19 protein-coding genes are annotated in these 19798 nt (G+C 63.4%); 11 read left to right on the top strand and 8 right to left on the bottom strand.

Annotated features, from left to right (window positions below; translation table 11 throughout):
* Positions 1-28 precede the first annotated feature (28 nt).
* The 3 genes from recQ to AC4DF4_RS03250 all read right to left on the bottom strand — a co-directional run bounded on the left by recQ (position 29) and on the right by AC4DF4_RS03250 (position 5226).
* A complete protein-coding gene (recQ, locus tag AC4DF4_RS03260; RefSeq protein ID WP_490046679.1) occupies positions 29-2215 on the bottom strand; it encodes a DNA helicase RecQ in 2187 nt (728 codons plus the stop codon).
* A gap of 74 nt (positions 2216-2289) precedes the next feature.
* The gene (gene lnt / locus AC4DF4_RS03255; RefSeq protein WP_490046678.1) at positions 2290-3972 is read right to left on the bottom strand and encodes an apolipoprotein N-acyltransferase; all 1683 of its coding nucleotides are present in this window, start codon (positions 3970-3972) and stop codon (positions 2290-2292) included.
* Positions 3973-4014: 42 nt separating this feature from the next.
* Entirely contained in the window at positions 4015-5226 is a 1212-nt protein-coding gene (locus AC4DF4_RS03250) for a SulP family inorganic anion transporter (protein ID WP_490046701.1), read from the bottom strand.
* 190 nt (positions 5227-5416) lie between these two features.
* On the opposite strand from AC4DF4_RS03250, the gene AC4DF4_RS03245 reads away from it, so the two are divergent.
* The 3 genes from AC4DF4_RS03245 to AC4DF4_RS03235 all read left to right on the top strand — a co-directional run bounded on the left by AC4DF4_RS03245 (position 5417) and on the right by AC4DF4_RS03235 (position 7552).
* On the top strand, positions 5417-5791 hold the full coding sequence (locus tag AC4DF4_RS03245) for a hypothetical protein (RefSeq protein WP_490046677.1): 375 nt from the start codon (positions 5417-5419) through the stop codon (positions 5789-5791).
* A gap of 16 nt (positions 5792-5807) precedes the next feature.
* Positions 5808-6263 (top strand): hypothetical protein, encoded by a 456-nt coding sequence (locus tag AC4DF4_RS03240; RefSeq protein WP_490046676.1) that lies wholly within the window; start codon positions 5808-5810, stop codon positions 6261-6263.
* Positions 6264-6337: 74 nt separating this feature from the next.
* Positions 6338-7552 (top strand): methyltransferase family protein, encoded by a 1215-nt coding sequence (locus tag AC4DF4_RS03235; protein WP_490046675.1) that lies wholly within the window; start codon positions 6338-6340, stop codon positions 7550-7552.
* 19 nt (positions 7553-7571) lie between these two features.
* On the opposite strand, the gene AC4DF4_RS03230 is transcribed toward AC4DF4_RS03235, so the two are convergent.
* Positions 7572-8939 (bottom strand): Fic family protein, encoded by a 1368-nt coding sequence (locus tag AC4DF4_RS03230; RefSeq protein WP_490046674.1) that lies wholly within the window; start codon positions 8937-8939, stop codon positions 7572-7574.
* Between the two features lie 241 nt (positions 8940-9180).
* On the opposite strand from AC4DF4_RS03230, the gene AC4DF4_RS03225 reads away from it, so the two are divergent.
* Entirely contained in the window at positions 9181-10164 is a 984-nt protein-coding gene (locus tag AC4DF4_RS03225; protein WP_490046673.1) for a hypothetical protein, read from the top strand.
* A 12-nt stretch (positions 10165-10176) separates the two neighbouring features.
* Here the strand turns inward: AC4DF4_RS03225 and AC4DF4_RS03220 are convergent, their stop codons facing one another.
* Complete coding sequence (locus AC4DF4_RS03220) at positions 10177-11394, bottom strand: glutamate-5-semialdehyde dehydrogenase (RefSeq protein ID WP_490046700.1); 1218 nt, start codon at positions 11392-11394, stop codon at positions 10177-10179.
* A gap of 127 nt (positions 11395-11521) precedes the next feature.
* Here AC4DF4_RS03220 and AC4DF4_RS03215 point away from each other — a divergent pair, with 127 nt between their 5' ends.
* The 4 genes from AC4DF4_RS03215 (at position 11522) to AC4DF4_RS03200 (ending at position 14075) form a co-directional block, all read left to right on the top strand.
* A complete protein-coding gene (locus AC4DF4_RS03215; RefSeq protein ID WP_490046672.1) occupies positions 11522-12325 on the top strand; it encodes a transporter substrate-binding domain-containing protein in 804 nt (267 codons plus the stop codon).
* Positions 12326-13102 carry an amino acid ABC transporter permease gene (locus AC4DF4_RS03210; protein WP_490046671.1) on the top strand — a complete coding sequence of 259 codons (777 nt, stop codon included), beginning with the start codon at positions 12326-12328 and terminating at the stop codon, positions 13100-13102. It abuts the gene before it with no gap.
* The gene (locus AC4DF4_RS03205) at positions 13092-13823 is read left to right on the top strand and encodes an amino acid ABC transporter ATP-binding protein (RefSeq protein WP_490046670.1); all 732 of its coding nucleotides are present in this window, start codon (positions 13092-13094) and stop codon (positions 13821-13823) included. Before AC4DF4_RS03210 ends, AC4DF4_RS03205 begins: the two co-directional genes overlap by 11 nt.
* A gap of 75 nt (positions 13824-13898) precedes the next feature.
* A complete protein-coding gene (locus AC4DF4_RS03200; protein ID WP_490046669.1) occupies positions 13899-14075 on the top strand; it encodes an entericidin A/B family lipoprotein in 177 nt (58 codons plus the stop codon).
* 70 nt (positions 14076-14145) lie between these two features.
* On the opposite strand, the gene AC4DF4_RS03195 is transcribed toward AC4DF4_RS03200, so the two are convergent.
* Both AC4DF4_RS03195 and AC4DF4_RS03190 read right to left on the bottom strand, forming a co-directional pair.
* Entirely contained in the window at positions 14146-14751 is a 606-nt protein-coding gene (locus tag AC4DF4_RS03195) for a hypothetical protein (RefSeq protein ID WP_490046668.1), read from the bottom strand.
* 327 nt (positions 14752-15078) lie between these two features.
* Complete coding sequence (locus tag AC4DF4_RS03190) at positions 15079-15651, bottom strand: hypothetical protein (protein ID WP_490046667.1); 573 nt, start codon at positions 15649-15651, stop codon at positions 15079-15081.
* Between AC4DF4_RS03190 and AC4DF4_RS03185 the strand changes: the two genes are divergently transcribed.
* The 3 genes from AC4DF4_RS03185 to AC4DF4_RS03175 all read left to right on the top strand — a co-directional run bounded on the left by AC4DF4_RS03185 (position 15650) and on the right by AC4DF4_RS03175 (position 19228).
* Entirely contained in the window at positions 15650-16189 is a 540-nt protein-coding gene (locus AC4DF4_RS03185) for a hypothetical protein (protein WP_490046666.1), read from the top strand. The two genes, AC4DF4_RS03190 and AC4DF4_RS03185, sit on opposite strands and share 2 nt — an antisense overlap.
* A gap of 157 nt (positions 16190-16346) precedes the next feature.
* Positions 16347-18191, top strand: a complete 1845-nt coding sequence (locus AC4DF4_RS03180; RefSeq protein ID WP_490046665.1) for a 2-oxoacid:acceptor oxidoreductase subunit alpha — start codon at positions 16347-16349, stop codon at positions 18189-18191.
* 5 nt (positions 18192-18196) lie between these two features.
* Entirely contained in the window at positions 18197-19228 is a 1032-nt protein-coding gene (locus tag AC4DF4_RS03175) for a 2-oxoacid:ferredoxin oxidoreductase subunit beta (RefSeq protein WP_490046664.1), read from the top strand.
* A gap of 17 nt (positions 19229-19245) precedes the next feature.
* On the opposite strand, the gene AC4DF4_RS03170 is transcribed toward AC4DF4_RS03175, so the two are convergent.
* On the bottom strand, positions 19246-19798 hold a 553-nt coding region (locus AC4DF4_RS03170; protein ID WP_490046663.1), incomplete at its 5' end, for a glutamate ligase domain-containing protein.

Raw genomic sequence — 19798 nt, 5'->3', positions numbered from 1 at the left:
CAAGACTGATGCGGATCTGCGGAGGGAATCACCCGGCGCTCTCCAGCCGTGCCGAGATCGCCCGGTAAAGCCGGAGCTTGCCGTAGCTGACGCGGCCTTCAAGCTGTTCGAACACCGGTTTGAGCGATGTCTCATCGTAGCCTTCGAGGGCGGCTTGCATCTGTTGTTCCTCGGCGGCGGTGTAGAAGGCGCGCGGGTCGAGCGGTTCGCCGTTTTCGATGGCTTGGGCGAGGTGGTTCTCGATGGTGGTTTCGGCGAGGCCGCGGGTTTCCACGATCTGGGCGATGGACTTGCCGCTTTTCCAGAGCTCGAGTGTTAGCTGGGCGGTGCCGTTGAGAATCCCCGGTCCGCGGGGCTTGGGATCGGGCGCGGCGGCGGGCGCGAGCGGGGCGAATTCCTGGGGCGGATTTCCGGCGAGCCATTGGCGGATCGCGGTGAGAAACGCCTCGCCATAGTCCTCGCGTTTTTTGTCACCGACGCCGGGGGCGCGGAGCAGCGCGGCGGCGTCTTGCGGATAGTCGCGGCTGAAATGGCGGAGCGTGACGTCGGAAAAAACCACGTACGGCGGCACGTTCCGGGCGTCGGCGAGCTCCTTGCGGAGGACGCGCAGGCACTCGAACAGGCCGGGGTCGCAGGGGATTTCGCCGCTGCGGACGGCGGACTTGGCGCGCGGGGTTTCCAGCGCGCGGGTGAGCATGACGGTCTCGCGCTTTTTCAGGGTGTCGATGCCGAGTTGGCTGACGCTGACGGTGGGGAATTTGTCCGCGCTTGCGGCTAACAAACCGAGCCGCAGCAACTGCCTGCCGAGGTCCACCCAATACGGCCGCGGCTGGTCCTTGCCGATGCCGTGGGTGGTGAGCGCGTCGTGTTTCCAGCGCAGGATTTTCTCGGACAGGCCGCCGGTGAGGACTTCTGAAACGTGGTTGAGGCCGACGCTGAAATTCCCGGCCTGGCGGATGCGGAGGACGCAGCTGAGGAGCTTCTGGACATCCGTGGTGGCGTCCCATTTCTCGCGGGGATGAAGGCAGTGGTCGCAGCCGCCGCAGTTTTCCGCAGGCCAGATTTCGCCGAAATAACCGAGCAGGCCGATGCGGCGGCAGGCGTCGTTCTCGGCGAAATGCGTCATCTGGTCGAGCTGGCGGTGCGCCACCTCGCGGGCCTGTTCGTCGGGGATTTTCTCGAGGAATTTGAGCAGCTTCATCACGTCCCCGCGGGAGAACAGCAGCAGGCAGTCGGCGGGCAGGCCGTCGCGGCCGGCGCGGCCGGTTTCCTGATAGTAGCCCTCGATGTTTTTCGGCAGGTCGGCGTGGATGACGTAGCGGACGTTGGGTTTGTTGATGCCCATGCCGAAGGCGACGGTGGCGCAGACGATCTTGGCCTCGTCGCGGAGGAAGGCGTCCTGGTTTTTCGCGCGCTCCGCCGGATCGAGCCCGGCGTGATAGGCGACGGCGGAAAATCCCTGCGCCCGCAGCGTGGCGGCGAGGGCTTCGGTGCTTTTCCGCGACTGGCAGTAAACGATGCCGGAGTCCTCGGGCCGGGCGCTCGCGAAATTGCAGAGCTGCGCCGCGGCACCGGCCTTGGCGATGACCTGGTATTTCAAGTTCGGGCGGTTGAAGCTCGCGAGAAAGACCGCCGGATCGCGGAGTTCGAGTTGTTTGACGATGTCCAGGCGCACGCGCTCCGTCGCGGTGGCGGTGAGGGCGAGCACGGGGATGTGAGGAATCAGCTGCCGCACTTCCTTGAGGCGGCGGTATTCCGGGCGGAAGTCGTGGCCCCACTCGCTGATGCAGTGCGCCTCGTCCACCGCCAGCGCGGCGATTTTCCAGCCCTTCAGGCACGCCAGGAAATCCGGCAGCATCAGCCGTTCCGGCGCGACGTAGAGCAGCTGGTATTCGCCCGCATCGAGCGCGTCGAGCCGCCGCCGCGCCTCGTTTCCGTCCAGCGACGAGTTGAGAAACGTGGCCGCCACGCCGCTGGCTTCGAGCTGGTCCACCTGGTCCTTCATCAGCGCGATGAGCGGCGAGACGACGACGGTAAGGCCTTCGCGGACAAGGGCGGGCAGCTGATAGCACAGGCTTTTCCCCGCGCCGGTGGGAAGAATCGCGACCGCGTCCCGGCCCTTCAGCGAGGCTTCCATGATTTCCCGCTGCAGCGGGCGGAATCCGTCATAGCCGAAGGTCTGCTTGAGGCGGCTGGATAACAATTGAAGGCTCATGGCATCAGTTGAAGCGTGATCGCTTGAACAGGTCAAGATGGAATTGGCCGGCAGCGAAAAAGACCCGGCTGAACCTAACTTCCCGCAGCCGCCCGCCCTGATTTCCGGGTGAAGACCGCCACGATCAGCCCCGTCGCCGCCAATCCGAGGATGCCCCAGTCACCGATCACCGCGAAAAGGGAAAAACTCGGATTCAGCGGGATCTTCAACTCGGTGAGCAGCGAGCCGCGGGTGAAATGACTGCCGTTTTCATCCGTCAGAATCTGCTGCTTCCAGGAATTAGGATCATCGGCAGACCCGGTGGAATCGAGCGCGGCGCTAACGCCGCTGTTCGCGCAACGCAACATCGGCCGCCGCAACTCGATCGCTCGGAAGCGCGCGTTGGCGAAATGCTGGGCCGCCGCCGGGGACTCCTTGAACCAGCCATCGTTGGTCACGTTGATGATCACCTGCGGCCCCGGCCGGGTGAATTTCCGGACCAGCCTGCCCACGGTGTCCTCGAAGCAGACCGTGGGGATCGCGCCGATGACCGTCCCGCCCGCGGGGATCGGCAGCGGCTCGACGGAATCACCCGGCGTGAAGGAGCCGCCGAATTCCACGCCGGCCTGCTGCTCGTAGATTTTCTTCAGAAACGGGATCGAGTCCACGAACGGGATCGTCTCGCCGAAAATCACCAGATGCCGCTTGCGGTAGGTCTGGAGTTCGTCTTCCGGCGACATCACCGCGATGGAATTGTAGGCGCGGCCCTTCGTTTTCATCACCAGCTGGTCGCCGGATTTTTCCGCCTCCAACTCGTTCACGCCGTAGATGAGCGAAAACGGACCCGCGGTGCGGACCTGTGAGATCGTGTCGAGGTTGATCTGCCAGGTCCCCCACTCGCCGGACTCCGTGCGGAGAATGCGGCCCGTCAGCGCGCTTTCCGGCCACATCACCCAGTCCGGCCACTTGGGGGAAATTTCGCCCTGCGGCGACTTCAGCGCATCGAGCGCTTTCAGGGTTTCGTCCTCATACGCCTGGTGGACCTGCAGGTCGGTCCACAGCACCCGCGCCGCGTCCTGCGGGATGTTGATCTGCACTAACATCGTCTTCAGCCGCACCGATTCCGCGCGCGCCTCGCTGGCGATCCGCGCCCTGCCATAGCCATACATGGAAATCACCAGCATGCCCGCGACCGCCAAATCCCAGCGCATTCCGGGCTGCCGCCGAATCAACTGCCGGCCCGCTTGTGCCACGACCGACTGGAAAAACACCAGCATCAGCGAAAGCCCGGTCACGCCTAGCAGATCCGCCGCCTGCGCCATCACCCGCGCCTCGTGGAAGGCCACGCCCAGCCCGTTCCAACCGAAGCCCGTGAACAACCAGCCCCGCAGCCACTCCAACCCGGCCCACACCGCGCCGAGACAAAATGCCACCCGCAGGCTCGCCCCGGCACTTTCCGCTTTCCCGAGCTTTGCCGCAAACGCCCCGAACAATCCCCAGAAAATCCCCAGATACAAAGGCAGCAGCACCATCCCGAGCGGCGACACCACCGCCAGCCACCGGAGCTGGATCAGGCAACACACCACCCCCGCCAGATACCCGAGCGCGAATCCCTTCCAGCCCGCGCGTCTCCCCTCAACCAGGCCTAACGCTATCAGTAATGGCAGCATCGCCACCCACGCCAGCGCCGATAAATCAAACGGCGGAACCAAGCCCGCCACCAGCAAGCCGCTGAGCACCGCCGCCGCGATCCGCATCCATCCCGAGCCGTTTCTCATGCCGCGAGCATCACCGGACACCGCCGCTTGGTCCACTGCGAATCAATCATTCCCGCCTTCGGAAGTTTCCGCGAGCAGGACAAGCGCGCGCAGCACCGCCGCTTCCAGGCTCGGCTGGATATTCTCCTCGCCGATGTGGCGATGGAAATCCGCGCGCGCCATCAACTGCGCCGGCTGGTCGCGAATCCCGCAGAGAACCAGCGTTTTCCCCGCCGCCTTGAGTTTGACCGCGAGATTCTCCAACGCGTGCAGCCCCGTGCCGTCGATGGCGTTCATGTTCCGCAAGCGCAGCACGACCACTTTTGACAAGCCGTCGATCCGCTCCTCGATGAGCGAAACCTTGTCGGTCGCGCCGAACAAAAACGGCCCGTGAATCCGGAAAACCGCCACACCTTCCGGGATTTCGTTAGTCTGCAGGCTGTGCGCGAAGCCTTTGCGGATGTATTCCGGCGTGACCTCGGAGACGGTCGTGGTCGTCGTCACCCGCCGGATGTAGAGCAGCCCCGCCAGCATCATGCCGGCGGCCACGGCGACTGTCAGATCGGCGAAGACCGTTAGTAAAAGCGTGATCAGCCACACCGAGGCGTCCGCCTTGCCGAGTTTCAGGATCGAGGGGATTTCCGCCCACTCGCCCATGTTCCAGACCACGATCATCAGGATCGACGACAACAGGCACAGAGGAATGTGTTTCGCCAGCGGCGCGGCAAACACCAGAATCGCCAGCAGCGTGAGCGCGTGGATCATCCCCGCAACGGGCGTCTTCGCCCCCGAGCGGATGTTGGTCGCGGTGCGGGCGATCGCGCCCGTCGCCGGCAGGCCGCCCACCAGTGGCGAGAAAATGTTAGCCATGCCCTGCGCGAACAACTCCACGTTCGGGTTGTGTTTGTCCCCGCTCATCCGGTCGGCCACGGTCGCGGAGAGCAGCGACTTGATGGCTCCGAGCATCACGCCCGCCATCATCGTGCACATGAAAAGCCCGTCGATCTCGTGTTTCGCCACGATGCCCGAGATCACGACCACGAAGGCCCCGGTCGGTCCGCCGATCTGGGTCATCGAGCCGCCGAGTGCGGAAATCAGAAACCCGGCGACCACCGCGCAATACAAGCCCGACTGCGGCGGCACGCCGGAGGAAATCGCGAAGGCCATCGCCAACGGCAGCGCGACCAGCCCCACGGTGACCCCGGCCACCAGATCGCTGCCGAATTTCCGCCAGCTGTAATCGCGCAGCGCGAGAACGGATTTCGGCAAAAACAACGATTGCCGCGGCAGTGTGAGGACAAATTCATGACAGAGGATCCGCAAGGCGTCCGCCGACCGAGCCCGGCCGTCACCTGTGCTGCCGGAAACTAGAATTTCCCCGCAGAAAAGCCAGAGGGAACCCAGGCATCCGCAGACGAACCAATCTTTTCTTGAATTTTCAGAATTTACTGAAAATATGAGGCTCGTGCAGGACAAACCAGCGCTGAGCCCCGAATCCAAAAACCCGCCGCCGCGCCAGGTCGGCCCGTATGTCTGGCTCTGTCTTGCTGCGGGACTCGCGTCGGTTCTCTATCGGGTGCTGGTTCTGGGACAAAAGGAGCAGAGCGCGCTGATGTTCATCGGGCTTCCCACGGCGCTGGCGATGTTGATCACGTTCCTGCCGAGGTCCTCCAGCGCCACCGGCATGATCATGAAAGGGATCAGCCTCTTCCTTCTGTTACTCGGGATTTTGTTCATCGAGGGCTTTGTCTGCATCCTGATGGCCGCGCCGTTTTTCTATGCCCTTGGGATTCATCGTCGGAATTTTCGCCTACAAGGCGAGGGCGCGCCGGGAGTTTGAAAAGCGGTTCCGACTCATGGTTTTACCCGCGCTGGTGCTGATGAGCCTGAAGGGTGTGACAGGCCTGCTTTCCTTCCCTCGGGACGAGGTCGTCACCGTCAGCCGGGAGGTGGCCCTTGCTCCCGCAGCCGCCTGCGCGCAGCTCGCCCGCGGCCCGCGGTTTGTCCTCTCCGAGCTGCCGTCGTTTTTGAAACTCGGGTTTCCCGCGCCCCACCGGATCGACGGCGGCGGGCTGGAGACCGGCGACAAGTGGCTCATCCACTTCGCCGGCGGCGAGGGGAAACCCGGCGATCTATCAGCGGAAGTGGTCGAGAGCGGACCGGACCACATCCGCGTCGCGCGGGTCGCGGACACCAGCCACATCGCCCATTGGCTGGATTGGAAAGACGCCGCGTGGAAGATAGAGCCCAGCGGAAACGGCTGCCGGGTGACCCTGACGATGCGCTACTGCAGGCTGCTCGATCCCGCGTGATATTTCAAACCGATCGAACGCTACGGGGTCAAGAAGGCGGGCGAATATTTCCTCGCCCAAACCTACAAAGCCCCGTGACCCGCGAAGGGGCGATTCAGATAGCCTGCCTTTACGGCCCCCTCGCGGGCACCGCATTGTTAGCCTGGTGGGCTCGCCCGGGGAAATGGTTGTCCACCGGGCTGCTCTTCTCCCTGTCATGGAATGCCGCCATGCTGCCATGGCTCGACGCCCTGGCCCGGGCGGCGGGACTTTGGGACTATCATTCCCAAGCGCCTGCTCTCGGCGGGATGCCACTGGCACTCTATTTCGGCTGGGTCATCGCCTGGGGGATTTTCGCGCCTTTGCTTGCCCACGCGCTTGACGGGCGCGTGTGGGTCACGGCGGCGGTCTTGATCGCCATCGACCTGCGGGTGATGCCGGAAATGAGACCCGTGCTCGAACTCCATCCGCTGTGGTTTGCGGGTGATTTCCTGATGGCGGCGTGCCTGCTAGTCCCCTCGCTTTTCATCTCGAAATGGACGGCGGCGCGCACGCACGTCGGGCTCCGCTGCGCCATGTTAGCCCCGGCGTTCGGCGGGATATTTCTGGGCATTCCGCTGCTCGTCGTCTGCGGCGACCTCACCGGGATCATGGCTCGCTGGCATTCGCTCTCCGTCCCCGGACTGACCGCCCTGCGGGATCTGGCGCTCAGTGGTGGCGGCACGCCGGTTCCGCTCGACCCGCCCCGCCGCCTCGTGACGCATGGGATTTACGCCTTCGTCCGGAACCCGATGCAACTTTCCATGACTTCGTTGCTTCTGCTGGAATCCATTTTTCTCCTGAGTCCGTGGCCCGCCATTCTCGCTCTGATAGGCGTTGTCTATTCGGAAGGACTCGCGCGGTGGTCGGAAAACCAGGACATGCGGGATCGTTTCGGAGAGGATTGGCCGAGCTATCACGACTCGGTCCGGTCGTGGTGGCCCCGCTTGAATCCTCGGATCGGAGAGCCATGCGAACTCTGGCTGGATCAGCGGTGCGGCCCCTGTTCCGAGGTCGCGCGGTGGTTCCAACTCCGCCACCCGCACCGGCTCGAGCTCCGCGATGCAAACGCCTGGACCGGCCCGCCACTGGTCCGCGTGACCTGGCGTCATCCATCGTCCGGGCGCCGCGAGAGCGGGGTCCGGGCCATCGCGATGGCGCTGCAACACCTTAGCCTGCCGTGGGCGCTCATCGGCTGGGTCGCGGGGCTTCCCGGCATTTCCCACTCGCTGCAAATCTGCTTCGACGCGGCGGGGACAGCAAAGCGTTAGGCAGGCGCGATGCCTGGTTTCAACTCCAGCCTTTGCTCCACGCATTGAATTCCGAAGGCCTGAGCCGGTAGCGCGCGATGTTTCCACCATGCAGGCAGCCGAGCTCGGTTTCCACGACCTCGATGAACTTGGAACGCTCCGCCTGCGGAATGACCCTCTCCGCCTCTGCGGCGATCCACTTCGTGGCGGCGCGTTTGTCCATCACTCCCAGCACGACCTCCCGCACGAAACTCCCGATCGCCGCGCGATGACGCAGGCGGAAGGGATCGGGATCGCCCAAAGACTGCCGCACCGCCGAGTAGCGCGCACAAGACCGCCGGTAGGCCCAGGCAAAAACGTCACGCAGGTATTCGACGCGGTTCAACTCGTAAACACCTAGCAGCCCGCCGATATAATCATGCGAATCCACATCCACGAACGACAACGGACAAAGGTTATAGCGGATGAGCGGGATGTTCGCCGCCAGCCGCGAAACCCGCTTGTTGACGTCTTCGAACGGCTGCAAGTAAGGCAGGTGCACCATGGCGAAAAACGCCTGCTCGAACGGATTCCGCACGGCGGCGGCCTTCACCAGAATTTGCTCGAACCGCTCCTCGATTTGTTGAGGCACCTCCAGCGGATGAAAAACCGTCCCGCTGATCCCGACAGGCCGCGAACGCACGCGCCCGCTGGCCGCGGGATCGGGCAGCAGGTTGTCGGATAGCAGGGCGTGGAGATTGCAGATCGTGTAGCGGTTGAAATCAATTTCTCCCGCTTCTTCGGCCAGCATCTCGATGGCGGCCTTGTGGTTGAGGATCATCTGCGTTTCCTGGCTGGCTTTGCCCTCGGCGTCTTCGCCGAATTCAAGCAGCCGCTGGGTTTCTAGCAGCGAGTAGGTGTTGCCTTCCAGCCGGCTGGAGTTCCACGAGAGATCAATGAGCAGGCGGTCCATCACCTGCCGCATGTAGGTGCCGGCGGGAAGCGCGCTCAATCCCACCTGGCCGAGATCTTCGAGTTCTTTCCGCAAGCTTTCCGGCAGGTAAAAGGTGTGATTCGGCTGATAGGCATCGAGAAACGCTCCTTGATAGCCCACAGGTGTCCGCTGCGAAACGGGAAGTTGGATGACCGCGCGGATTTCCCGGGCGGCGGGTGACAGCCAGTCATTCCGGGTTTTGTAAACGGGCGGCTCTTCCCGCATCATGGAGGTCATCGGGAAATGATCGGGTTCCGGGACAAGATAACGCCGGGCGCGCCCCTGGCCTTTGGGCGCGAGGCGGTTTTCCGAGACGAGTTGGTCGAGCCGCCGCTGCAAGGTGCGCTTGGGGAATCCGAGTGCGGGTATTGCGAGCAGTTCTTTGACGGACGCGCCGGATGGTCGCGCCGCGATGATGCGGTGCAGATGATCCAATTCTTGGGCTGGAATTTGAAGTGGCACGATTATGATTTAAGTGACACGATAAGCGGATAATCGCGCCAAATCCGACACTTTTATGGCACGATTATACGAATCGTGCCAGTAAAATTTCCAATTTTTCCAAGATCATGCCACTTAAAAGCTTCGATTACGTGCAATGACTCGGTCCTACGTTCGGTTTCGGCTGTCGGTTTCGGCTTGGCAGCCGGGCCCGGATGAGGCCACCGTGTGGAGCATGAAATTCAACCTCCTTCCGTTGGCAGGCGCTGTGTTTATTTTCACCTTCGGAATCGGTTCCGGACAAACCTCTCCCGCCATCGATTTGGAGGCTCGCAAGGCTTCGGTCGTCAATCTGGAGTCCCACATCTCCCAGCGTGAATCGCGCTTGGAGGAGCTCCGCCAGGACATCGCGATCCTCGACGGCCGCATCGAAAAGCGCGTGGACGAGTTGGTCAAAATGCTCGCAGACACGACGGACTCGCAAGACTCCAAATGGAAGGTCTCCCAGATGAAACTGGACGCGATCCAAGGTCTCAGGCGCTCCATCGAGCTCTATGCGGGCAAGCGCAGGGAAATGAGCGAGAGGATCAAGAAAGGCGATGAGGCCGCGCTCGCCGATCTCGGGAAATTCGACCAACGGATCAACAACCGGATCGCCCAAATCGTGGAGCTCAGCAAGTCGTTTCCCGCCCACGAGGATGTGAAAAAATACGATTCCGACGGCGGTTCCTACTGGGATGGCTACTACAATGAAAACTCACGGATCAGCGAGGAATGGAAACAAAGCCGCCGTGACAGCGTTCAAGGCAAGAAACAGCGTGACGAGATCAACGCCGCCATCCGCGAGGGCATCGAGCGCCTCGACCAGCGCCGCCGCTCGTTGCAGGGCGCGCTCGCCAATCGCAATCCATCCGACTCGGCCCGCAAGCTTTACACGCAGGAGCTTGGCCAGATCGACGCCCAATCGGAGAATCTGAAAAAGCAACTCGCGGAGATCACCATGTCCACCGGCGGCGCGACCCGCCAACCGAGTCTCGACGAGGCCGTCGGTCTCGGGCAATTGCTCGACGACGCGCGCAAGGACCTTCGTTCGGATCTTTCCACTCTCTTCCGGCTTTATGACGAATTCGACCGCGAGCGCGCTTACCTCGCCGGGCTGAAGGAAAACCTGACGGCGCGCAAGGCCTGGCTGGAAAAGAACGCTCCCGCTGCGAACTAACTTGCAGGTCGGTCAGCCTCTCACCTGTCCGTTTCCGCGGACGCGATACTGGTAGCTGGTGAGCTCGCGCAGGCCCATCGGCCCGCGGGCGTGGAGCTTGTCGGTGGAAATGCCGATTTCCGCACCGAAACCGAACTCGCCGCCGTCGGCGAAGCGGGTGGAGACGTTGTGGAAAACGCAGGCGGAATCGACCTCGCGCAGGAATCGCTCCGCCGCCATCTCGTCGCGGGTGACGATGACATCCGTGTGATGCGAGCCGTATCGGTTGATGTGGGAAACGGCGTCTTCGAGCGAGCCGACGATCTTGATGGATAGAATGAGGTCGAGGTATTCGGTGCCCCAGTCCTCCTCGGTGGCGGGCAGAATGTCTGTGAGATGCTTGCGGGTTTCATCACAGCCGCGGAGCTCCACATTTTTCGAACGCAGTGCGGCAGCGGCTTTCGGGAGGAATGAATCGGCGATCTCGCGATGGACGAGCAAGGTTTCCAACGCATTGCACACACCGCATTTCTGCGTCTTGGAATTCACCGTGAGCGCGACGGCCATTTCCTGATCCGCGGCGGCATCGGCGAAGAGGTGGCAAATTCCGTCATAGTGTTTGATCACAGGCATGCGGGCCAGCGAGACGACGGTCTCTATCAATCCCTTGCCGCCACGCGGGATAATGAGGTCAAGCCACTTGTCCATGCCTGCCAGAACGGCGACGCTCTCCCGGTCGGTGAACGGGATGAGCTGGATCGCGTGCTCGGGCGCGCCTGCGGCGGCGAGGGCTTCCGCGATGGCGACGTTTGAATGGATCGCCTCGCTGCCGCCGCGGAGGATGGTGGCGTTACCAGTCTTGAAACACAGCACGGCGGCGTCGGCGGTGACGTTCGGGCGACTCTCGTAGATAATTCCGATGGTGCCGATGGGCACGCGGATCTGCTCGATGCGAATCCCGTTGGGCCGCTCCCACGAATCTAGAACCTGTCCGACGGGATCGGGCAGCGTCGCGACTTGATCGATGCCGGCTGCCATCGCCTCGATGCGTTTTTCATCCAGCATGAGCCGGTCGAGCATGGCGTTTGAAAGCCCTTTTGCCCGTCCGGCTTCGAGGTCCTTCGCGTTCGCAGACAGCAATTCCGGCACCCGCTGGCGGATGGCGGCGGCCATCTCGCGGAGAATCGCGTTCTTCTCGTCGCTGGAAAGCTGGGCGAGTTTGTATGCGGCCGCTCGCGCTTGGCGGCCCATTTGATGGATGGTTTCCTGGATGCTGGACACGCGAGGAACCTATGCCGAAGGAACCCGGACTCAAGGTGCAATTGCCGCCCCGGAAAACCGCACTTCCGCTCGGCGCGTTTCTAGCTACCGTCGCGCCATGATTTGCCGCAGCCGCTTTTTGATCATCACCGCGTGCGTTCTCGCCGCCGTCGGATGCAGCGGGAAATCCAACAGTTCCGGCAAGGGCGCGGTCTTGCGCGTGGGAATGGATCTGAGCTATCCGCCGTTTGAAATGCAGGACAAGTCGGGGACTCCCGACGGCGTGAGCGTGAAACTCGCCGAGGCGCTCGCCGCGCATCTCGGGCGGCCGCTCAAGATCGTGCCGATGGAATTCTCCGGCCTGATCCCCGCGCTCAAGACGGGCAACATCGATCTGATTCTTTCCTCGATGACCGCCACCGACGAGCGCCGACAGTCGATCGATTTTTCCAATCCCTACGCCTTCACCGGTCTCGCGCTGCTGGTGCGCAAGGACTCGGATATCCAGTCGGTGGAGGACTTGAAAAAGCCGGGCCGCTCGGTCACGGCCAAGGCAGCCACGACCGGCGAGACGTGGGCGATCCAGAATCTACCGGGCGCGAAGCGGGTGGTGTTCGAGGACCAGACGGCTTGCGTGTTAGAGGTCGTGCAGGGCCGGGCGGACGCCTTCATCTACGACCAGCTCAGCATTTACCGATACGCCGAGGAAAACAAGGCGACCACCCGCGGCTTGTTGAAGCCGTTCGTCGAGGAATCGTGGGCCATCGGCATCGCCAAGGGCAACGACGCGCTGCTCTCGCGGGTCAATGCCTTCCTCGACGAGTTCCGCAAGCAGGATGGCTTCGGGAAACTCGGCGAGCGCTATTTGCACGACGAGAAGAAGTTCCTCGAAGCGTCCGGAATCCCGTTCATCCTCCGCTAAATGACCCGCCGCCAGCTGATCGCCAATGCTTTCGTCGCCCTCGCGCTGGTGGCGTTGGCCGGCTGGCTGTGCACGGCGGTGTTCGCGATGTTAGGCACGCGGACCGATTGGTCGAAGGCGTGGGAATACCGTGAAACCCTGTGGCGCGGGTGGCTGGTGACCTTGCAGATTTCCCTCGCGGCGCTGCTAGGCAGCATCTTCTTCGGGCTGCTCTTCATGCTCGGCCAGCGCTCGCCGCTGGTGGTCGTGCGCTGGACTTGCCGGGCGTTTCTGGAGTTCGTGCGGGACACGCCGCTGCTGGTGCACCTGTTGTTCGGTTATTTCGTGATCTTCGCGCCGCTGATCTCGCGGCCGCTCGGCGAGCAGGGATTCGACGACAAGCTGATCATCGGCGTGCTGCTTCTATCCGTTTTCGAGGGCGCCTACCTCGGCGAAATCCTGCGCGGCGGCGTCGAGAGCATCCCGCGGACGCAGTGGGAAAGCGCGCGGGCGGTGGGGTTCAGCCCGTTCCAGGTCTATCGCTACGTGATTTTCCCGCAGGCCTTGCGCCGCGTGCTGCCGGCGATGGCGGGCTTGTTCGTCTCGCTGATCAAGGACTCGTCGCTGCTCAACGTGATCGGCGTGACGGAGTATTTTTATAACACCAAGAACTTCATCTCCCGTTCCTACGCCGGGCTGGAGGGCTACGTGCCGCTGGCGCTGGGCTATCTGATCCTCACGCTGCCGGTCGCATGGTTGTCGCACTGGTTGGAAAAACGCTTCCGTCATGAAACTTGAAGTCACCGGCCTGACGAAATGTTACGGCAAGACCCGCGCGCTCGACGGGCTCTCGCTGGCCGTGGAATCGTCCCGCGTGCTGGTCCTCATCGGCCCGTCCGGTGGCGGGAAAAGCACGCTGCTGCGCGTGCTCGGCGGCTTGGAAATCCCGGATGCGGGCGCGGTGGAAATCAACGGTGACCCGCTTCTGCCAGATCCGGCCGCGCTTCAGGCTTACCGCCGGAGAAACGGCTTTCTCTTCCAACAGTTCAACCTGTTTCCCCATCTCACCGCCCGCCGCAACATCGCGCTGCCATTGGAAAAAGTGCACGGCCACTCGCCCGCCGAGGCGCAGGAAATGGCGGAACAGGCGCTCGCCCGATTCAGCCTGCTCGACCACGCCGACAAGCTGCCCGCGCAGTTGTCCGGCGGCCAGCAGCAGCGCGTCGGCATCGCCCGCGCGGTGGCGCGGCAGCCGGAAATTTTGTTCCTCGACGAGCCGACTTCCGCGCTCGATCCGGAGATGACCGCCGAGGTCCTGGAGCTCATCCAGGAGCTCGCGGAAGCCGGCCAGGACATCATTCTCAGCACCCACGAAATGGGCTTCGCCCGCGCCGTGGCCGACCAGGTCGCGTTCGTCGCCGCAGGGAAAATCGAGGAGGTCTCGCCGCCAGCCAGCTTGTTCGGCACGCCGCAGTCCGCGCTCTGCCAGCGCTTCCTCTCGCGGGTGATGCGTTACTGAGGCCCGGCGGATATATTAAGCAATCTTTACAATATCCGCTTGCAGGCCCGGAAAATTGGCGTATCAAAAACCTCGATGAAAATAACTCTCTTAATCACGGTTTCCGCTGCGGCCATGTTGTTCAGTTCCTGCAATACCATGATCGGCCTCGGCCGTGACATGCGGATGTGCGGCGAAGGCTTGGAAAAAACCGCCAGCAAAACCTCAGGCGGCTCTTCCAGTGGCGACACTTCCGGCGCTCCCGTTTACTGAACCCCTTCAAACCAAAACGGCGGCCTCCCGCATTTCGCGGGGGGGACGCCGTTTTTGCGTCGAGCGGAAATCAATACCCGCGCCAGAAGGCAAAGGCGCAGACGAGCGTCGCGATGCCGTAGCCGAGGCCGGCGAGGGAATACAACGTCCAGCGCTTTTGGTCGGCCGTCACCCACGTCACCGCGTCGCGGAACAAATACGGCATGCCGACCCAGAACAGCGAGGCGGTCAGCATGGCGTAGGCGAAAATCGGCACCAGCAGGCGTGATTGCGGGTCCTTGAGAAACGCCGCTCCGAGCAGCGGCGCGGCGGCCATCAGCCCGAGCAGCCCGAGCGCGCGGACGGCGAGGAAATCCCGCACGCTGATGCAGACGAGCACCAGCGAGACCGGGACCAGGATTTGCAGAAGTCCCTTCGCGCTGTTGAATTCGCCCAAGTCCATCGTCAGCGCGCTGAGCTTGCCGAGGCCGGACGGCGCGATGAGCAGCCAGAACCAGCCGAGGCCGATTCCCAACAGGATCTGCCCGATGTTCTGATTGCGCGGAAATTTCTTCAGGAACTCCTGCACGGCGGCCGGTTTCGCCAGCATCAGCGCGTGAATGCCGATCAGCCAGACGGCCAGCACCAGGCCAGTGGTGAAAAGCGGCAGGAGTTGGTAAGGGTGCATTGGATCCATGCGGCCACCGGACTACGGCGGGGGTCCGCAACATTCAAGCGCCATCTCTCCGGCGCGGATTGATGAAATTCTCACGCGATCCGCATCACCCGTTCACAAACCGGCGCTTGGCTCTCCGGCATGCACCTCCGCCAACTCATCCAGCCCGACGCCGATTGGCTGGACGCGCCCTCGCCGCGGCGGGTCGCACGGGTCGCGCTGACCGCCTGCGCCGGGCTGGCGATTTACGGGTTCACCGTCGGCTTCTGGCGCGATCCGCTGATGGGCGGCTACGTGGCGGTGAAACTCCCGCTGCTCATCGCGCTCACGCTCGGTTGCAATGGGTTGTTAAACGGACTTCTCGGCCTGCTGCTCGGCACCGGCCTCGGCTTCCGCCAGTCGCTGCTCGCCTTGCTCACCTCGTTCGCGCTGGCCGCCTTGATCCTCGGCTCGCTCGCGCTGGTTACGTTTTTCCTGGCGTGGAACGCCCCGCCGCCCGACTCGCCGGGGGCGAAAAACGCGCACGCCGCCTACCTCGTCGCGCACACCGCGTTCATCGGATTCGCCGGCATCACCGCGAATCTCCACCTCCACCGCCTGCTCGCGGTCAAGGCCCCCACTCCGGCCGCCGCCACCGCCACCCTGCTCGCCTGGCTCGCCTGGCTCGGCGGCAACGGGTTTCTCGGCGCGCAATTCTCGTGGATCCTGCGGCCGTTCTTCGGCACCCCCACCATCAAGGTCGAGTTCCTCCGCGACCATCCGCTGCACGGAAATTTCTACGACACCGTCTGGCATGCCATCGACAAAACCAGCGGCGGCCACGGCCTGCCCGCGCTTTGCGTCATCCTCGTTTTCCTGCTCACCCCGATTCTCCACGCCATCCACAACAACCACCAAACCACCAAACCACCCCACGACCATGAATCCACACGAAATCCCCAACACCGCCCAACCCCCGCCGCTCGAAGCCCCGCTGCCGGAAAAACTCGACCTCAAGAGCCTCTTCGAAGCCCTGCTCCGCCGTCCCCACACCCTCGTCGCCCGCCTCGCCGAGCCCCACCACGGCGCCACCGGCCGCTTCGCGATCATGGCCGTGGTCTCCATCCTGCTCTTCGGCTTCATGGGCAGCCTCGCCATCGGCGCGTGGGTCGTCGCCGTGTTCTTCGCGCTGCGGTTTTTGAGATCCGTCATCTTCGCCACCGGCGGCACCCAGAAAGCCCCGCTCACCATCTGGAGCATCGTCTTCCTGATCGTCACCCTGCAAATGACCACCTCCCTCCGCCCCATCCTCGGCCGCTCCGACGTCCGCCTCACCCAGGAGAAAAAATTCTTCCTCCAGCACTGGGGCGACACCTTCGGCACCTCGCTCAAGCCGCAAACCGCCGCGAAACCCGCCCCGGAAAAACCCGCCGATCCGGCCTCCACCCCCGGCGGCCGCAATCCCTACATCGAAAACTAAACCGCCATGGACACCCATCCCGATCCCGCCCCGGTTCCCCCGCCGCCACCCGCTCCATCCACCGCCGACCCGGACGAAATCCGCCTAACCCACATCGGCGATTGACGCCTGGAGGATGAGATTCTTAAGTGGATCAGATTCAAATTCAATCCATCCCATGACCCCATCCACCCGCGGCTTCCGCGAGATGAAATCCGTGGTAGTCCGCTTCGCCGGTGATTCCGGCGACGGAATGCAAATTGTTGGCGAGCGTTTCACCGACACCAGCGTCACCGTCCCCAACGCGATCGCGACTTTCCCGGATTACCCGGCGGAAATCCGCGCGCCGATCGGCACCATCGCGGGCGTGTCCGCCTTTCAAGTCCACTTCGGCAGTGTGACCGTGCTCACTCCGGGCGACGAGCCCGACTCGCTGGTGGCCATGAACCCCGCCGCCCTCGCCGTCCACTTGATGGACCTCGTCGAGGGCGGGCTGCTGATCGCCAATTCCGCCGCTTTCACCCCGGAGAACCTGGCGATGGCCGGCTACACGTCGAATCCGCTCGAGGACCCTGCGATCCAGAAAAAATACGAAGTCCTCGCGCTCGACATCACCGGGCTGGCGGTGGAGTCGCTCAAGGACAGCCCTCTCACCATGAAGGAGAAGCTCCGGACCAAGAACTTCTTCGCGCTCGGCTTCACCTACTGGGTCTATGGCCGGCCGCTGGAGCCGACCATCGACTACATCAATTCCAAGTGGGCCAAAAAAGCGCCCGACCTCGCGGAAGCTAACATCCGCGTCCTGAAAGCCGGTTATTTCCTCGGGGAAACCACCGAGACCACCCGCAACCGCTACATGGTGGCGCGGGCGGAGGTGGCACCCGGCACCTACCGCAAGATTTCCGGCAACGAGGCGCTCGCCCTCGGCCTGATCGCCGGAGCGAAAAAGGCCGGCCGCGACCTGTTATTCTCGGGCTACCCGATCACGCCCGCGTCCTCGATTCTCGAAACCCTGGCAGGCTACAAGCACTTCGGCGTGAAGACCGTGCAGGCGGAGGATGAAATCGCCGCCATCGGCGTGGCGCTCGGCGCGAGTTTCGCCGGCCAGATCGGCATCACCGGCACCAGCGGACCGGGCATGTGTTTGAAGAGCGAGTTCATCGGCCTCGCCATTTCCACCGAGCTGCCGCTGGTGATCGTCAACGTCCAGCGCGGCGGCCCCAGCACCGGATTGCCCACCAAGACCGAGCAATCCGACCTGCTGCAGGCGCTTTACGGCCGCCACGGCGAGAGCCCGCTGCCGGTCGTCGCGGCGAACTCCCCGTCCGACTGCTTCCGCGCCGCCTTCGAAGCGGTGCGCATCGCCTTGGAATACTCGACGCCTGTCATCCTGCTCAGCGACGGCTATCTGGCTAACGGTTCCGAGCCGTGGAAAGTGCCGGACGAAGCCTCGCTGCCGGAAATTTCCAAGCCCTTCGCCGATCCGTCGAAGCCCTACGTCACCTTCGCCCGCGATCCGCAAACGCTCGCCCGCACCCAGGCCATCCCCGGCCAGCCGGGACTCGAGCACCGCCTCGGCGGACTCGAAAAGGACACCAAGGGCAGCATCAGTTACGACTCGCTGAACCACAGTGAAATGACCCGCCTGCGCGCCGCCAAGGTCGAGGCCGTGGCCAAGAGCATCCCGCCGCTCAACGTCACCGGCGAACGGCAGGGGAAAATGTTAGTCCTCGGCTGGGGCGGCACCCACGGCGCGATCACCTCGGCGGTCGAGTCACTCCGGCTCGAAGGCTTCGAGGTCAGCAGCGCCAACATCCGCTACCTGAACCCGCTGCCGCCCGACCTCGGCGATCTGCTCAAGGGCTTCGACAAGGTCCTCATCCCGGAACTCAACTCCGGCCAACTCTGCATGATCCTGCGGGCACGCTACCTGGTAGATGCCGTCTCCATGTCGAAAATCATGGGACGTCCCTTCAAAGTCAGCGAAATCCGCGAACGCATCCTTCAACTCATCAACGACTGATCGCCATGGCCACCGAAATTCAAAACATCCCCGCCGTGCCGGAGCTCAACCGCAAGGACTTCGTCACCTCCAACGACGTCCGCTGGTGCCCCGGCTGCGGGGATTACGCCATCCTCAACTCGCTCCAGCGCACGCTGCCCGAGCTCGGCATCGCGAGGGAAAACTTCTGCATCATCAGCGGCATCGGTTGTTCCAGCCGCTTTCCCTACTACATGAACACCTATGGATTCCACACGATCCATGGCCGCGCGCCGACCGTCGCCACCGGCGTCAAGGTCGCCAATCCCGATCTATCGGTGTGGATCGTCACCGGCGACGGCGACGGACTGAGCATCGGCGGCAACCACCTGCTGCACCTGCTGCGGCGCAACCTCAACGTCACCGTCCTGCTGTTCAACAACCGGATTTACGGCCTCACCAAGGGCCAGTATAGCCCGACCTCGCCGGTCGGCACCAAGACCAAGACAACTCCGTTAGGCTCGGTGGACTATCCGCTCCATCCGCTGCTGTTCGCGCTCGGCGCCGAGGCCACCTTCATCGCCCGCACCGTGGATAACAACCCGAAGCACATGGTCGCCACTTTCAAGGCCGCCCACGAGCACCAGGGAGTTTCATTCGTCGAGATCCTGCAAAACTGCGTGATCTTTAACGACGCGGCGTGGGACCCGGTTTACGGCAAGGAAAACCGCGACAACCAGATGCTCAACCTCGAAGCCGGCAAGCCGCTGCTCTTCGGCAAGGACAAGGAAAAGGGCATCCGCCTCAAAGGCCTCGTGCCCGAAGTCGTCGATGCCGCCACCGCCGCTCCGGGCGAGATCCTCGTCCACGAGCCCGACCACGCGAGCCCGCTCTACTCACAGATGCTCGCCACCATGGGCCTGCCGGATTTCCCGACGCCCATCGGCGTGATCCGCCAGATCCAGCGCCCGACCTACGAGTCGCTGATCCACGACCAGGTGGAAGCGGCCAAGGCGAAAAAAGGCAACGGGACCTGGGAGGAACTGCTCCACGGCGGCTCCACCTGGACAGTGGAGTGAGGCCGGCGGTCATGAAATCACTGTGAGCTCGGCTGGAACTTCCCGGAAGTTAGGAAGGCCCGCGCCTCGCCGACGAGAAAGAGCGAGCCCGCCACGAGGACGGTTTCGCCGTGCGAGCTCGCTGCGGCGAAGGCGTCTTCAAAACTCCCGAACGTCTCGTGAGGCGGCGCGCCCGCTGGCAGATCGCCCGCGAGTTGTTCGGGGGAAACCGCCCTCGGCGTATCGACGGGGCAGAGGAAAATCCGCGAGGCGAGCGGGGCGAGGATTTCCAGAATGCCGGCGATGTCTTTGCCGCCCACGGCGCTGAAGACGAGTGCGGCTTGCTTGCCGGGAAAGCCGCGCCGCCAGGTTTCTGCGAGAACTTCCGCAGAGTGCGGGTTGTGCGCGCCGTCCAGGACGACGCCGGGCCGGATGATTTCAAAGCGCCCCGGCCAGCTGACGTGGCGGAGGCCGTAGCCGACGCTGTCGGAGCTGAGAGGGATGCCCAGGCGATGCAGCGCGGCCACCGCGAGCGCGGCGTTCCATGCCTGGTGCTCGCCCGCCAGCGCCATCGGATAGCCTAGCAGCGGT

The sequence above is a fragment of the Luteolibacter sp. genome (assembly GCF_058122085.1).
The sequence above is the reverse complement of the archived record's forward strand: the minus strand, read 5'-3'. Positions and strand labels throughout refer to the sequence as shown.